The sequence below is a fragment of the Acinetobacter sp. YH12152 genome, from assembly GCF_013418285.1.
GTDB lineage: Bacteria > Pseudomonadota > Gammaproteobacteria > Pseudomonadales > Moraxellaceae > Acinetobacter > Acinetobacter amyesii.
Genome location: NZ_VPCH01000020.1, coordinates 1 through 12,686 on the forward strand (window position 1 = coordinate 1; position 12,686 = coordinate 12,686).

The window sequence follows — 12,686 nt, forward strand, 5'->3', positions numbered from 1 at the left end:
CAGGTATTGTGGAACATGTAACGCTAGTTGAGTTTGATACTAAGCTTCGTGCTGACCAAGTGCTTCAAGACAAGTTAAACAGCTTACCGAATACCACTGTGATCATGAATGCATTGTCTACAGAAGTAGTTGGTGATGGTTCACAAGTGACTGCACTGAACTATAAAGACCGTGCAACAGATGAAATCAAAACGATTGAATTGGCAGGTATCTTTGTACAAATTGGTTTGTTACCAAACACGGATTTCTTAAAAGAAACAGCTGTAGAACTTTCAAACCGTGGTGAGATCGTAATTAACGAGCGCAATGAAACCAATGTAAAAGGTGTATTTGCTGCCGGTGACTGTACAACAGTACCGTACAAACAAATCATTATTGCGACAGGTGAAGGCGCGAAAGCATCATTATCTGCTTTTGATTACATCATCCGTTCTGGTCAATAATTCAGTTTAGACAGAACAGCAAAAGCCAGTTTTCGAACTGGCTTTTTTTATGACTGAATATTCATGTCTTGTTTCATTTATAAATTAGCAATAAAACAAATATTTAACTCTATGACGCTTTTCACTTACACAATAATGAGCAAAACAAACCGTTTAAAACTTGTACAGTAGCTTATTTGCACATTAAGATAAAACAATCATCACGGATTGATGGTTGACAATAACAACAAGAATGTTGGTCAAATTCGACTAAATGGAGAAACGCAATGCACTATCAATATCACTGTGCTTGTTGCAATAAAGTATTGGTTTCAAGCGATAAAGAATGTTCCGAATGTGGCTCGCATAATATCCGTAGCCCATATGGCTTTTGGATATTTTGCATACTCAGTTGTTTGGCTGTTGCCATTCTATTTAAGAGTGTCCAAGTGTATTTGCAACAGCACGATACTGAAGCGACAACCCAACTCAACATCTTTGAAGTACTCAAGCAGGATGATAAAAATTAAGCTTTTTTGACAACAGCCAAATACAGCCCTATGAACAAGCTGGCAATGTGTAAAATTTTAGCCAAGCTGAATCTAAGCGCTTTTATCAAGTTACTTTAAAGTCATTCAAAGCGAGAAATTAAAATGATGAAAGCCTGAATGATTTCAGGCTTTTTTATGCGCTTGCATCGCCCTGCTCACTTATCTTCACAAGGAAAATTCTTTAAACTATGGCAATAGCAATGAGGTTCTAGACGATGGTGCAGTTAATTAAAAAAGGTGGTTTACGTGAGCGCGCCAATCGTAGCAGATCATACAAAGGCTCTGAAAATACCGAAACCAGACTCAAACCGAACCGTTATCGTGATCATGCTGAAACTACCGACGTTGCACAAGATCCATCAAATACAACACCATCCAAAGACCAAGATCAAACCAATCCAGAGCAATAAAATTGGCACATAAAAAAAGCCAAGTTCTAATACTTGGCTTTCGCTTTGCTGACAGCAATATGTTTGCAGCTATTGAAGATTGAACATTCTAATTGCGTCGAACCACAGCCAAATCGCAAAAATTAAAAATAACGCCCCTGAAACCACATCAATATAACTACCCGAACGTTGGTAGAGTGCTTTAATTTTAGGCAAAGACATAATCATCATAAACAGACTAAACACAATAAAAGTTTGAATCGGAATGATGACAGCAAGCTGTGCTTTTAGGTTACTACTGGCTGATGAACTCAACGCCAGTGAGAACACACTACTAAAATAGATCAGTGTTTTCGGATTGGCTAAATTCGTAAATAAACCTAATAAGAAATAATTTTCAGTATTCTGCTGACTTAAGGCCTGCCCATCTTCTAAATTGGCTGTTTGATTTAAACTTTTAAGCCCACCACTAAACATCGCCCAACCCATTTTCGCCAAGAAAAATCCACCAACAGCCATTAAAACTTGTTGTATCCATGGAAATTGCTCAACCAGAACCGTAAAGCCCAATAAGGTTAAAACGACCCACACCACAATCCCGACAGAGATCCCCGCAATAATTTTTAAGGTATTTGCACGCGTTGTTGATGCTGCACTTTTAGCAATTAATAATACGTCTGGACCTGGACTCAACTGCGCAACAAAATGTAGCGCACAGATGGTGAATAACAGTGACATGCAAGCTGATTCATTTGAATTAAAACGTGAAGATTATATCGCCTGTTCAATTTTTTTGTTGGCAACACAAGGTTTATTTTTAGGCCGTATCAAAATTTACGCAAAAAAAAAGCCGAATACACATTCGGCCTTTCATACTGAGTTAATTATTTTTTATTGACATCTTTCAGTTCAATTTGTTTCGCATCTGGCGTCACTTCACGAGCTTCACCATCAATAACGGATGAATCACGACCTGATTGCTGATTTTGCATATCTTGCATTTGACGCATCATATCTGCAAATGGGTTCTGACCTTGAGCACCGCCCATGCCTCCCATATCGCCCATCATGCCACCCATCATTTTTTCCATCATGGCTTGCTGACGCTTCATCATTGTTTTCATCATGACTGCTTTCATGGCATTTTGTACAGGTGGAATCAAAATAAGTAATGCCATAATATCTGAGATTAGACCCGGTAACAGCAATAAGAAACCAGCCAAAATTTTTGGTAAATTTCCAGTTAAAGCTGGATCATTACTTATTTGACCTGCTTGCATTTGCTGCATTTGAGGCATCAGACCTGATGAATATTTACGGATAATATTCATCCCTATAAAGAAGGCCGCCACGAACCAGAAAAAGACATACCACATGCTGCCGACGAGGTCGCCCACACCGATCCAGACAAACACTTCCAGGATCAAGCCTGCTAAAATCAGAAGAAATAATTTCATGAAAATTAAACAAATCTCAGTAAATTAATTTAAGGTGTTGCGTTCAACTGCTCAATCACTATCAAGCTTTTTTGACACGCTTATGTAACAATATGGGCATTATTTTATTTTTAAAGGGCAAATAGGGCAAACATGTCATTAATTATCGGTATTGACCCTGGGTCTCGCCTAACTGGTTACGGCATCATCGAGAAGGATGGCTCTAAACTACGTTTTGTCGATGCTGGCACCATTCGTACCGAAACAACAGAAATGCCTGAACGCTTAAAACGTATCTTTGCTGGTATTGATCGCATCGTAAAGTTTCACGGGCCTACTGAAGCTGCTGTTGAACAAGTCTTTATGGCTCAAAACCCTGACTCAGCCCTAAAACTAGGTCAAGCACGCGGTGCTGCCATTGCCGCTTTAACCAATTTAGATTTACAAGTCGCTGAATATACTGCACGTCAAATCAAACAATCTGTGGTCGGCTATGGGGCTGCTGATAAAGAGCAAGTCCAAATGATGGTTATGCGCATTCTGAACCTAAGCATCAAACCCCAGCAGGATGCAGCCGATGCTTTGGCTGCCGCAATTTGTCATGCGCATGCGTCTGGTAGTATGAGTAAAATGGCTGTACTGAATGCCTTAGGTGGTATGGCTCGCGGCCGAAGTCGTGTAAGCACTCGACGTCGGTAAATAATCGTCAAATCATATAGTTCAGTAATTCATTCTGTTTTCAAAAGCCCACCTAATCTAGTGATCAAATTTAGCGAATCATTTTAAAACCGCTATAGTCTAATTCATGCATTGGAATTTCTTGCTGATCGATTTTAGTTACGTCTGCTCGTAAAGGCCCCACCAGACTGTGTTTCAGTATTTTATGAATGGCGTCTTCAGTTCCTATAATCAGTGCTTCAACTTCGCCCGTCGCTAGATTTTTCACATAGCCATTTAAACCAAGTGCAATCGCTTGCTGTTCAAACCAACGACGATAGCCAACGCCCTGCACTTTACCTTGAATTCGCAATTTAACTGCATGCATTTTAGTCTTCAACTCCTGAATGATTAACCACATGATAAACCGCTTGGGCCATATCCTGTGCCTGCAAACCACGCATCCCCGACTTCGCCAATACATCACCTGCTAAAGCATGCAGGCTTACGATTTCATGCAGATGTATTTGCTGATGGAATTGTGCTTTTAAACTTGCAATCATCCCTGCAAGCACATCTCCCATACCGCCTGTACCCATTCCTGCATTACCTGCGGTGCAAATCCAAAGCTGATCTTCAAGTATTAAGCTGCCTGCCCCTTTAAGCACCCATTGACCTTCAAATTTTTCTTTTAATTGTTGAATTGCTTGTACACGATCTGCTTCAACTTCAGCAGTAGTAATATCCAATAATTTTGCAGCTTCACCCGGATGTGGCGTTGCATAGGTTCGTGCATTCAAATTTTTAGGTGCTTCAGCTAGAAACCATAAGGCATCTGCATCCAAAACAATTTCCAAGGTTGACTGCTGAATCAATGGAAACCATGACTGAAACTGCTGTTGTGCCCAATCGTCACGACCAAGCCCCATGCCAAAGCTAATCGCATCGACTTGATCGATCAGTTGCCGAATCGCTTCTGTAGTTAATGCATTGATATCGCGTAGCATAATATTCGGTGCGCGCGCCAAAATAGCGGTGTGATGTCGTGCATCACAAACAACCGTAACCTTACCTGCACCTGCATGAAATGCTGCCTCAGCAGCCATAATCACCGCCCCACCCATTTCAGCATGCCCACCAACCACCAAAACATGGCCATAACTGCCTTTATGACCAAAAGCTTGACGTGCAGGTAAAGTGATTTTCTGTGGCGACAAATACGCAAGTGGTTCAAGCTCAGCATCAGTCGGTATGCATGCTATCACCGAAACTTCACCTGCATATTCCTTCGCTTGACCTGTAAATAGCCCTGCTTTTAGACCCAATGCCGTAAAGGTATAATCGGCTTGAAATGCGATGGGTAAAGGCTGCCCTGTATTGGCAGGTAAACCGCTTGGAATATCAATCGCAACTTTGAGTCCCGTGCATGCATTCAATCGTTGAATAATGGCTTGCCATTCGCTAGAAAGTTCACGATTGAGCCCTATACCAAATAATGCGTCGATATAAACGTCATAGTCATGCTGAAAATCAAAATGTGTATAGATCTTGAGCTTGTGATCTATCGCTTCTTGTACAGCAGAATGTAAATCTTTCGATGCTCCAATTTCAGCGGCGTAAATATCGACTTGAAAGCCTGCTTGCTGTAGGTATTGCGCTGTAAGATAGCCATCTCCTGCGTTATTGCCCTGTCCACAACATACAGCGATATTTTTTAAATTTTGCTGCTTTAACCTTGGAATGAGTTGCTGAGCAATCGACCATGCGACCTGCTGCATCAGACCATAACTGCTATTGTGCTGAGCAAACCAACGCTGCTCCCAAGCTTGAATACTTTGGCTAAGATAAACAGGGCTATGGTAAACTTGCAGACGCATTGTTTTTCCTTGTTATGATTATGGCCGCTTCAACTCCTGCACAAAAAATTCCTGTCGATCAATATGATCCAGAAACCATAAAAGCATGGATTAAAGCACAAGCCTTAAATTTAGGTTTTTCTGATTGTGTCATCGCAAAGCCAGATGCTCAAGAGGAACTCCCTCGTTTTAAAGAATATTTAGAACGTGGTTATCATGGCGATATGAAATTCCTAGAGGAAAACCTTGAAAAACGTGCCAATCCTGCACTTTTAGTCCCCGGCACCCGCAGTATCATTTGTGTCCGCATGGATTATTTGGTCGAAACCCCAAAACCACGTTATGTTCCTGATGAGCCAAATGCAGCCATCATTGCACGCTATGCACGAGGTCGTGACTACCACAAAGTCATGCGCGGTCGTCTAAAAACCTTGTCGAATATTATCCGTGAAAAAATTGGAGATTTTGAATCTAGACCCTTTGCCGACTCTGCCCCAGTGTTTGAAAAATCCTTAGCTGAAAATGCAGGCATGGGCTGGACAGGCAAACACACCTTACTGATCCATAAAAAATCAGGCTCATTTTTTGTATTAGGTGAGCTGTTTACATCACTCGATTTGCCTTTTGATTCTCCGACAACCAAACATTGTGGTTCATGCACAGCCTGTATTGATATCTGTCCAACTCAGGCCATCGTTGAACCCTATATGTTAGATGCACGTAAATGCATTGCCTACTTAACCATCGAATACAAAGGCATCATTCCTGAAGAATTACGCCGTGGCATTGGCAACCGTGTGTTTGGTTGTGATGACTGTCAGCTCATCTGTCCATGGAATAGCTTTGCGCATAAAACTCAAATTGAGGACTTTTATCCACGTCATGGCCTCGACCAAGTGAGTTTATTAGATCTTTGGCAATGGGATGAAGCCACTTTTTTAAGCTGTACTGAAGGCAGTCCTATCCGACGAACAGGCTATCAAAGCTTTATGCGAAATATCGCGATAGGCTTAGGCAATGCACCATACAGTTCAAATATTGTTCAATCATTAAAAAATTCTCGCGAAAAACATGACGCGATTGTGCAAGTTCATATTGATTGGGCAATTGCAGAACAAAACTCAAAAATGCTTTAAGGACTTTTATTCTCTATTTTCCAGATCCTTACTAAGTTTTCATTTAAGCTAAAACTTAGTGACGTAATCCAAGAAAATTAATTTTTTAGCTCAAAATAAACATTGCAGCGATTGTGCTGTCATTTAGCATAACTTTGCAAGCATCTTAAATATCAAAAGTTCTTTGAAAAAGTCATTTCAATGCATTTTAGCTAAATTGCAATGTTACAAAATAGTCTTGGAAGTCTGCAAATTTTACGTATGATGATCTGCATTAGGCAGAAAATATGGATCATTTATGAGCTACCGAAATGACTGGACACATCCAGAAATACAAGAGTTGTATCAACAACCATTGATGGATTTATTATTCCAAGCACAGACCATTCACCGTGAATATTTCCAAGCCAATCATATTCAAGTCAGCACCTTACTTTCGATTAAAACTGGTAAGTGCCCTGAAGACTGTAAATATTGCTCACAGTCCGCACATTATGACTCTGGATTAGAGGCTGAAAAACGTCTGGCTGTGGAAAAAGTCATTAATGAAGCGAAAGCTGCGCTTGCCTCAGGTTCTTCGCGTTTTTGTATGGGCGCTGCATGGCGCAATCCACATGAACGGGACATGCCCTATGTGTTAGAAATGGTGCGTGAAGTCAAAGCGCTTGGACTTGAAACCTGTATGACCCTTGGCATGCTGAATCAGTCTCAAGCAGAGCGCTTACATGAGGCGGGCTTAGATTATTACAACCATAACCTCGATACTTCTCGTGAGTATTATCCCAATGTCATTAGCACGCGTAGCTATGATGACCGTTTAACGACGCTAGACTATGTTCGCCAATCTGGAATGAAAATCTGTAGCGGCGGAATTGTGGGCTTAGGTGAAAGCCGTGATGACCGTATCGCCTTTTTGATGGAGTTGGCAACGCTGCCGATTCATCCTGAATCCGTGCCGATTAATCTCCTTGTCCCTATTCAAGGTACCCCACTTGCAGAGGTTGAGAAACTTGATGTGATCGAATGGATTCGCACCATTGCAGTCGCACGGATCATTATGCCAAAAAGCTATATTCGACTCTCTGCAGGTCGTGAATCCCTGAGTGATTCAGAACAAGCTTTGGCATTTATGGCTGGTGCAAATTCACTATTCTCCGGTGAAAAACTGCTGACCACACCAAACGCAGGCGAAGGCAAAGATCAGCTTTTATTTAGCAAACTCGGTTTAGTGGCTGAACAACCCAAACCAAGTGCTGCACAGCTTTCAATTGATGCCATGCAAATGGCTTAAAAACTAAGCCCCGAAGTTCGGGGCTTAGTTCAATTGAATGATCAGTGATAGGTTTAAATGTGCAATACAAGAGATGGTGCGAATAAATAAATGAATGGTTGAATCACGATGAGTATGGAAAATATATCGATTACTTAGCGAAGTTATGTGCTGTTATTAAAATTCCATAGCCTGCATTTAAATAATCCCCTTCACGAATAATATCTTGACCATTGGCATGTTGAACCACCAATTGCTGCTGAATCGCATCATAATGAAAAGATTCAAAGCAATCTTGATGTTGTAATAACCATGCAATGGTATCTGCCATATTGGCATCGACGGTATAACGCTCGGCTTGAAAATCTTTATTCATATCTGCATAAAAACTGTGAATGTATTTCTATTTTAATGATTTCAATATTGACCGGCATTAAAAAAGTGAGCTTTCGCTCACTTTTTTTGGCTGAGACTGCATTACTTTGTCACACCGCACTTACGACATTCCTTGTGCGAACCGATTTCTTCCATTTGCTCGTATTCGTAAATATGCATGCAAAATAGTTTTCTGAATAATTGAAGCATGTTGTTAAAACTCCCGTTTATTTATTAATGTGCTTCTGAATATTTCGTCCTGAAATATTATGAACATGCCTAAACACGCCATAGCTAATTTATTATCATATTTTTCCAATGAGTCAAATATCTTTACTTTAAAATGACACAATTTCGGATAATCGGTTATTTTTAAGCCTACCTTATATTCATCTGAGTTCTAAGGGTTTTTATTAATATCAGCATCACAGATATAGATTAATTTTCAGCAAATTTCGCACAAAAAAACTCCCCCTTAGGAGAGTTTTTTCAAATAGATGATCACATGAGTAACGTTATTCACAAGCCCAGATTTAAACGTTCTGACTGGCAAACTTCGCACGTGCAGCATGCAATTTTTTATAGCTATCAATCAGACGTAAATGACGATCTAAACCTTCAAGTTGCATATTGGTTTCAGTTAAACCGTAGAAGCGAAGACTGCCATCCATTGAACCAATCACTGCATCCATACGTTCGTCACCAAACATACGACGGAAATTATGTTCATAGTCATTGAGATCTAAGTCATCGTCCAATTCAACTTCTAAAACCACATTCATGCATTGATAGAACAAACCACGTTCAACTGTATTAGTGTTGTACTGAAGGAAGGTTTCGACCAACTCTTTTGCTTCTTCAAATTCTTGTAAGGCAATATAGATCAGTAGTTTGAGCTCAAGAACCGTTAATTGACCCCATACGGTATTGTCATCAAACTCAATCCCGATGAGCGTCACAATATCCGTGTAGTCATCCACTTCAAGCTCTTCTAAGCGCTCAACCAGTGACACTAACTCGTCTTCATCTAGACGATGAATGTTTAAAATATCTTCACGGAAGTCCAAAGCTTTGTTGGTGTTATCCCAAACCAAGTCTTCAACCAAATACACTTCAGAATAACCCGGAACTAAAATACGACATGCCGTAGCACCAAGATGCTGGTAGACCACCATATACACTTCTTTGCCCATGTCTTCTAGAATCGCAAACATCGCTGCAGCTTCTTCCGCATTGGCATTTTCACCTTCAGATGTGAAATCCCACTCTACAAAATCATAGTCTGATTGTGCGCTAAAGAATTTCCAAGATACCAAACCACTTGAGTCAATAAAGTGTTCTACAAAGTTATTTGGCTCAGTGACTGCATTCGAGCTAAACGTTGGTTTTGGTAGATCGTTTAGACCTTCAAAGCTTCGGCCTTGTAGAAGCTCGGTTAAGCTACGCTCTAAAGCCACTTCGAGTTTAGGGTGCGCACCAAAAGATGCAAAAACCCCACCAGTACGTGGGTTCATTAAGGTTACACACATCACAGGGTACCGACCACCAAGTGAAGCATCTTTTACCAATACAGGAAAACCTTGTTCTTCAAGCCCTTTAATACCTGCAACAATACTTGGATATTTGGCTAAAACCTCTTCAGGAACATCTGGTAATGCCAATTCACCTTCCAAAATCTCACGTTTTACTGCACGTTCAAAGATTTCAGATAAGCATTGAACCTGCGCTTCTGCCAAGGTATTCCCTGCACTCATCCCGTTTGACAAGTATAAATTTTCAATCAAGTTTGATGGGAAATACACTGTTTCACCATCTGACTGACGGACAAAAGGAAGAGAGCAAATACCGCGTGCTGTATTTCCTGAATTGGTGTCATATAGATGTGTGCCTAATAACTCATTTTCTGGGTTATAAATTTCACGCGTATAGTCATCTAAGATTTCAGTAGGTAACTCGCCTTCTGGGCCGGGTTGGAACCATTTTTCATCTGGGTAATGCACAAAGTCAGCATTGGCAATCTCTTCACCCCAGAACTGGTCGTTATAGAAGAAGTTGCAATTGAGACGTTCAATAAATTCACCCAAAGCCGAGGCTAAGGCACTTTCTTTGGTTGAACCCTTACCATTGGTAAAACACATTGGTGATTGTGCATCACGAATATGTAGTGACCAAACATTCGGCACGATGTTACGCCAAGACGCGATTTCAATCTTCATGCCTAAACCAGCCAAAATACCTGACATATTGGCAATAGTTTCTTCTAAAGGCAGATCTTTACCCGGAATAAATGTGGTACTTTCTGACGCTAAATTTGGCATAAGTAAAGCTTGTGCATCTGCATCAATGCTTTCTACTTCTTCAATGACAAACTCAGGACCAGTCTGAATCACTTTTTTAACCGTACAGCGGTCAATTGAACGCAAAATGCCTTGACGGTCTTTTTCTGAAATATCCGCAGGTAGTTCGACTTGGATTTTGAAAATTTGCTTATAGCGGTTTTCAGGATCAACAATATTGTTTTGAGATAGGCGAATATTCTCTGTCGGAATGTCTCGTGCTGCACAATACACTTTTACAAAATAAGCTGCACATAATGCTGATGACGCTAAAAAGTAGTCGAATGGTCCGGGAGCAGAACCATCACCTTTATAGCGAATAGGTTGGTCGGCAATTACCGTGAAGTCATCAAATTTGGCTTCTTGTCGAAGGTTATCGAGATAATTAACCTTAATTTCCATGTGGGCACCTAAATATTCTTATGTGTCAGTGCAACACATAAAAATGAAAACATAAGCCGAATAACTGTAGGACATTGACTTAAAAATGTGAGGCCAGTACCAATCTAAGCGCTTTTGGGCACGGTACTGACAAGAATGGGCATTATTATAAGGTTATTTTGACTGTTTGATAACTTTTGTCGTGATTTACATCACGATAGGATTCGACACTTTGTGCATTTTGGTCGAATCCAAGCTCAACTGCTGCAACTACAGCCAATTTGTTGTGTTAGTGTGCAGCCGTGAAGAAAAAGGCTTGTCTTTTAAAAAAATCTTCGCTAGTATGCTTTGCGTCTGAACTTGTTGATAAATAACACATTCAGAATATAGGGCCTATAGCTCAGTTGGTTAGAGCAGCGGACTCATAATCCGTTGGTCCACAGTTCAAGTCTGTGTGGGCCCACCAATTTTTTGTAATCATATGCACAGCTTTGCAATGATTTCACATATAAACCCATGAATTATAATGATTCATGGGTTTTTTATTTATACTTTTTGCACAACTATGTTTGGCTATGCACAGCTTTATTTGGCCCTCTTGTGTATCCAATCTTGTATCCGATACTCTTTCTGCATTACTCGGATACAAGGTATTTAGCTATGAAAAGAACTGCCCTAAATGGCATCAAACAGATAAAAGACTCGCATTTATATAATCTTGAATCTGAGGATAAGGAGTATCGCATTTCATGTGATGCTGGACTTTATTTTCGTGTATCACCAAAAGGAAAAAAGTCTTGGCAAGTCCGCTTTAAGGATGAAGTTGGGAAGTGGAAATGGCATAGTATTGGAAGTTATCCGCAGTTATCGCTTGTAGCAGCTAAACTTGAAGCTTCAACTATTTTTCTCAAGTTACAGCAAAATGAAAAAGTATTAACAAAAAAAGAAATTGAATTGCAAAGGATTGAGGAGCAACAACTTAATTTAAAAAGCTTGATGTATGACTGGCTTGATACTAAGAAAACAACTTGGGCTGTAATAACAATAAAGAAAGAAACTCAATCGATTGAAAAACGTATCTTATCTGTTTTTGGTGAATTGGATTTCACCAAAATTTCACCTCAACAATGGCTGACATTTTTTCAGGATATGCTTAGAAGTGAAAGTATTTACAATCGTGTAAAGAAACTAGTTTCACATTGTCGCAATGCCTATGATCTTGCAAAGTTTCATGGACAAATAGAGTCGAACCCTTTGGATGGAATTTTGAAGTATCTTGATAAAGGCAGTAAAGGGAATATGAAGCATGTCAGTCTTCAGGAATTGCCCGAGTTGGTGCAGTCTATTCGAGGCTATAGAAATTCGCATACAGCAATTGCTTTGGAATTACTCGTTATTCTTTTCCCACGACCACAAGAGTTGCGCTATGCAAAATGGCAAGATTTTGACTTTGAGAAAAAGATCTGGATAAAGCCTGCCGAAACCATGAAATGTGGTATTAGCCATGTTGTACCTTTACCTAAACAGGCAATAGAACTGTTATTTAAATTAAAAGAAATTAGGACAGTATCGGATTTTTTATTTCCTAGTAGAGATAGCCTTATACAGCCAATGAGTGAAGCAACTTTAAATAATGCTTTGAAAAATCTTGGTTATCGAGGCCGTCAAAGTCCACATGGATTTCGACATATTGCTAGCACTGCTTTAAATAACCAATTTAGTGATAAAGAACAGGTAATAGAAGCTTGTTTGGCGCATAAAAAACATGGTGTAAAAGCTGTTTATGATAAATCCACCCATTTAGATGAACGAATTGAAATTATGCAATGGTGGGCTAATCATTTAGAAGAAATATGTTCGACTAAAAGAATTATATAGTTTGGTTTAGGGGAGGTATT

At 40.0% G+C, this 12,686-nt stretch carries 13 protein-coding genes and 1 tRNA gene; 8 read left to right on the forward strand and 6 right to left on the reverse strand.

Annotation, left to right across the window (positions count from 1 at the left end; genetic code table 11):
- The 3 genes from FTU83_RS08160 to FTU83_RS08170 form a co-directional block, all read left to right on the forward strand.
- Positions 1–443: FAD-dependent oxidoreductase (locus tag FTU83_RS08160; protein ID WP_180106080.1), on the forward strand; the 443-nt coding region annotated here is incomplete at its 5' end.
- 266 nt (positions 444–709) lie between these two features.
- Positions 710–952, forward strand: coding sequence for a hypothetical protein (locus tag FTU83_RS08165; RefSeq protein WP_180106079.1), 243 nt, complete (start codon positions 710–712; stop codon positions 950–952).
- A gap of 236 nt (positions 953–1,188) precedes the next feature.
- Positions 1,189–1,383, forward strand: coding sequence for a hypothetical protein (locus tag FTU83_RS08170; RefSeq protein WP_180106078.1), 195 nt, complete (start codon positions 1,189–1,191; stop codon positions 1,381–1,383).
- 69 nt (positions 1,384–1,452) lie between these two features.
- Here the strand turns inward: FTU83_RS08170 and FTU83_RS08175 are convergent, their stop codons facing one another.
- Both FTU83_RS08175 and FTU83_RS08180 read right to left on the reverse strand, forming a co-directional pair.
- The gene (locus FTU83_RS08175) at positions 1,453–2,100 is read right to left on the reverse strand and encodes a LysE family transporter (RefSeq protein ID WP_180003124.1); all 648 of its coding nucleotides are present in this window, start codon (positions 2,098–2,100) and stop codon (positions 1,453–1,455) included.
- 146 nt (positions 2,101–2,246) lie between these two features.
- Positions 2,247–2,819, reverse strand: a complete 573-nt coding sequence (locus FTU83_RS08180; RefSeq protein WP_180106077.1) for an FxsA family protein — start codon at positions 2,817–2,819, stop codon at positions 2,247–2,249.
- 132 nt (positions 2,820–2,951) lie between these two features.
- On the opposite strand from FTU83_RS08180, the gene ruvC reads away from it, so the two are divergent.
- Positions 2,952–3,497, forward strand: a complete 546-nt coding sequence (gene ruvC / locus FTU83_RS08185) for a crossover junction endodeoxyribonuclease RuvC (protein ID WP_078189034.1) — start codon at positions 2,952–2,954, stop codon at positions 3,495–3,497.
- A 70-nt stretch (positions 3,498–3,567) separates the two neighbouring features.
- On the opposite strand, the gene FTU83_RS08190 is transcribed toward ruvC, so the two are convergent.
- Positions 3,568–3,843, reverse strand: coding sequence for an acylphosphatase (locus tag FTU83_RS08190; protein ID WP_078192889.1), 276 nt, complete (start codon positions 3,841–3,843; stop codon positions 3,568–3,570).
- 1 nt (position 3,844) lies between these two features.
- Positions 3,845–5,332, reverse strand: a complete 1,488-nt coding sequence (locus FTU83_RS08195; RefSeq protein ID WP_180106076.1) for an NAD(P)H-hydrate dehydratase — start codon at positions 5,330–5,332, stop codon at positions 3,845–3,847.
- A gap of 20 nt (positions 5,333–5,352) precedes the next feature.
- Here FTU83_RS08195 and queG point away from each other — a divergent pair, with 20 nt between their 5' ends.
- Complete coding sequence (gene queG / locus FTU83_RS08200) at positions 5,353–6,447, forward strand: tRNA epoxyqueuosine(34) reductase QueG (RefSeq protein WP_180106075.1); 1,095 nt, start codon at positions 5,353–5,355, stop codon at positions 6,445–6,447.
- Between the two features lie 277 nt (positions 6,448–6,724).
- Positions 6,725–7,717 (forward strand): biotin synthase BioB, encoded by a 993-nt coding sequence (gene bioB, locus FTU83_RS08205; protein WP_180106074.1) that lies wholly within the window; start codon positions 6,725–6,727, stop codon positions 7,715–7,717.
- 130 nt (positions 7,718–7,847) lie between these two features.
- On the opposite strand, the gene FTU83_RS08210 is transcribed toward bioB, so the two are convergent.
- Together FTU83_RS08210 and FTU83_RS08215 are read right to left on the reverse strand one after the other, a co-directional pair.
- Positions 7,848–8,072 carry a hypothetical protein gene (locus FTU83_RS08210; protein WP_180106073.1) on the reverse strand — a complete coding sequence of 75 codons (225 nt, stop codon included), beginning with the start codon at positions 8,070–8,072 and terminating at the stop codon, positions 7,848–7,850.
- Positions 8,073–8,604: 532 nt separating this feature from the next.
- Positions 8,605–10,809 (reverse strand): OsmC domain/YcaO domain-containing protein, encoded by a 2,205-nt coding sequence (locus tag FTU83_RS08215; RefSeq protein ID WP_180106072.1) that lies wholly within the window; start codon positions 10,807–10,809, stop codon positions 8,605–8,607.
- A 368-nt stretch (positions 10,810–11,177) separates the two neighbouring features.
- Between FTU83_RS08215 and FTU83_RS08220 the strand changes: the two genes are divergently transcribed.
- Both FTU83_RS08220 and FTU83_RS08225 read left to right on the forward strand, forming a co-directional pair.
- A tRNA-Ile gene (locus FTU83_RS08220) sits at positions 11,178–11,254 on the forward strand.
- A 194-nt stretch (positions 11,255–11,448) separates the two neighbouring features.
- Complete coding sequence (locus tag FTU83_RS08225) at positions 11,449–12,666, forward strand: tyrosine-type recombinase/integrase (protein ID WP_180106071.1); 1,218 nt, start codon at positions 11,449–11,451, stop codon at positions 12,664–12,666.
- Positions 12,667–12,686 lie beyond the last annotated feature (20 nt).

What these genes read in the sequence shown, in the direction of transcription:
- FTU83_RS08190 (WP_078192889.1), bottom strand. Translation starts at nt 3,843, where the DNA reads ATGCATGCAGTTAAATTGCGAATTCAAGGTAAAGTGCAGGGCGTTGGC.
- ruvC (WP_078189034.1), top strand. Translation starts at nt 2,952, where the DNA reads ATGTCATTAATTATCGGTATTGACCCTGGGTCTCGCCTAACTGGTTAC.
- FTU83_RS08215 (WP_180106072.1), bottom strand. Translation starts at nt 10,809, where the DNA reads ATGGAAATTAAGGTTAATTATCTCGATAACCTTCGACAAGAAGCCAAA.
- FTU83_RS08165 (WP_180106079.1), top strand. Translation starts at nt 710, where the DNA reads ATGCACTATCAATATCACTGTGCTTGTTGCAATAAAGTATTGGTTTCA.
- FTU83_RS08210 (WP_180106073.1), bottom strand. Translation starts at nt 8,072, where the DNA reads ATGAATAAAGATTTTCAAGCCGAGCGTTATACCGTCGATGCCAATATG.
- FTU83_RS08195 (WP_180106076.1), bottom strand. Translation starts at nt 5,332, where the DNA reads ATGCGTCTGCAAGTTTACCATAGCCCTGTTTATCTTAGCCAAAGTATT.
- FTU83_RS08225 (WP_180106071.1), top strand. Translation starts at nt 11,449, where the DNA reads ATGAAAAGAACTGCCCTAAATGGCATCAAACAGATAAAAGACTCGCAT.
- FTU83_RS08180 (WP_180106077.1), bottom strand. Translation starts at nt 2,819, where the DNA reads ATGAAATTATTTCTTCTGATTTTAGCAGGCTTGATCCTGGAAGTGTTT.
- queG (WP_180106075.1), top strand. Translation starts at nt 5,353, where the DNA reads ATGGCCGCTTCAACTCCTGCACAAAAAATTCCTGTCGATCAATATGAT.
- bioB (WP_180106074.1), top strand. Translation starts at nt 6,725, where the DNA reads ATGAGCTACCGAAATGACTGGACACATCCAGAAATACAAGAGTTGTAT.
- FTU83_RS08170 (WP_180106078.1), top strand. Translation starts at nt 1,189, where the DNA reads ATGGTGCAGTTAATTAAAAAAGGTGGTTTACGTGAGCGCGCCAATCGT.
- FTU83_RS08175 (WP_180003124.1), bottom strand. Translation starts at nt 2,100, where the DNA reads ATGTCACTGTTATTCACCATCTGTGCGCTACATTTTGTTGCGCAGTTG.